Raw genomic sequence first — 1,770 nt, forward strand, 5'->3', positions numbered from 1 at the left:
AAACACGATGGTCCACCGGGTGCCAAGGCCATGTGGATCGGCTTACAGCGCTTGCGCGATTTTGTCATCGCCCTCGATGCTCAACAGGATGTCGCGATGAGATGTGTATAACGATGAGCGCCGGAGCGTGGGAACAATGAATGATGACTCGCCCGGTTTTTCTGTTCATATTCCCCACACAGAAACCGTTTCTCCACTCCGTTGCCGCTGCAAATAAACCCGCGTCAGCTCCGCAAATTCGCACGGATTTTCCTTGATAAACCGCCGCTGCCAGTGGCTGCCGGTCTGTTGATTTGCTAGGCGCTGGCGAATCACATCCAGATAATTCTCACAATCAGCAGTGCAGATGCCCAAAGCCTGCAAGCCCTGAACGGCACGCGGCAATAGCTCCTGCTCGATCAGCACCGCCAACCGTAGTTTATGTTCACCAAACCAGACGACATGGCTATCCAAACCGTGCCGCGCCGCTTGATAAAAATTATCCTTGGCCTGGGCGAAGCATAACTCCGCCCCGCCCGCCTGACGCTCGTCGGCCAGATTTTTCACCAGGCCGTAATAAAACGCAGCATTGGCGATCATATCCAACACCGTCGGCCCGGCGGCAGGCGTACGGTGTTCGATGCGGATATGCGGCGTACCGTCGGCATCGAAACCCACCAGCGGCCGGTTCCAGCGCCAGATCGTGCCGTTATGCAGGCGTAAGTGTTGAAACGCTTCCGGCGCATCGTCGAAATACTCCGGCAGCAGAACCGGAAAATGTTGCTGGTTCTCGACAAAGCATTCCAGAATCGAATGCCGGGCAAAATCGGAACCGAAACTGACCCGGTGCAAGGGCCCGTCGGCGGCCCCGGCATAGCCGCCGGTGGCGATGGCCTGTTCGAACAAGGGAATACGGGTTTCCGCCCAGATATCCTTACCGAACAAAAACGGTGCGTTGGCACTCACTGCCACCATTGCCGCCGAAGCGATGATAGCCGCGTTATAAACGTGATGGGCAATGTTCAAAGGACATTGGATATGCAATTGAAACGAAGTGGTGGCGGCCTCCAGCATCACATCGTGATGCTCTATTTTCAGATGCTCATGCCCGCATATATCCAGCACAATCGGCCGGCCTCGGCAGCGCAAAATCTGTTGATTCAAGGCCCGGTAGCGATTCATGTCCGACATATTGCCCAGATGCAGATCGCTTTGCTGCAAGGTTGGCAAGGTGCCTATCGCCAATAAATGCAAATCCAGTTGCCGGGCATGCTGTTCGGCTTGCTGCCAGGTGTTTTGCAAATCCTGATGCATGCGGCTGAATATGTCGCCGGTCAGCGCCAGCGGTAGCGTGTTCAGTTCGATGTTAAATTTGGCCAGTTCCGGCCCGGCCATAGGGTGGGCAAAAGAGTGCAGATAGGCCTGATTCATCGGTGCCGGCCGCATGTTGTCGTCCAGCAGCCAAGCTTCGATTTCAAAACCAGCCACCGGCTCGGCTTCCGAACAAGCGCGATTTTTAATCAGCCGGCCAAGAAGTTCGGTTTCTGCGGATAGACGCTCGCGGAAACGCTGAAAGTCGGCATCTTGATAGATTGCGGCATGAATTTCTTGACCCATGACATTTGCGCTCGTAGTCCGGCGGAATAGCAGTAAATAGTAAGATCGTTACAGCTAAGGATTCCGCCAAAAATAACTTCCTGAAATTAGTTGGTTTGAGGAATAGCCCGATAGTTCCAGCGCGGTAGATGTTCGTCGAAAACGATCCGCATGTTTTCAATGAAATCTGCAGCG

1 protein-coding gene is annotated in these 1,770 nt (G+C 54.2%); it reads right to left on the bottom strand.

Annotated elements, in window-relative coordinates:
• Nucleotides 1–165 precede the first annotated feature (165 nt).
• Nucleotides 166–1,596 (bottom strand): glutamate-cysteine ligase family protein, encoded by a 1,431-nt coding sequence (locus QLH52_RS24480; protein ID WP_319963278.1) that lies wholly within the window; start codon nt 1,594–1,596, stop codon nt 166–168.
• Nucleotides 1,597–1,770: the final 174 nt, after the last annotated feature.

It is taken from the genome of Methylomonas defluvii (assembly GCF_033949435.1).
GTDB classification, from domain to species: domain Bacteria; phylum Pseudomonadota; class Gammaproteobacteria; order Methylococcales; family Methylomonadaceae; genus Methylomonas; species Methylomonas defluvii.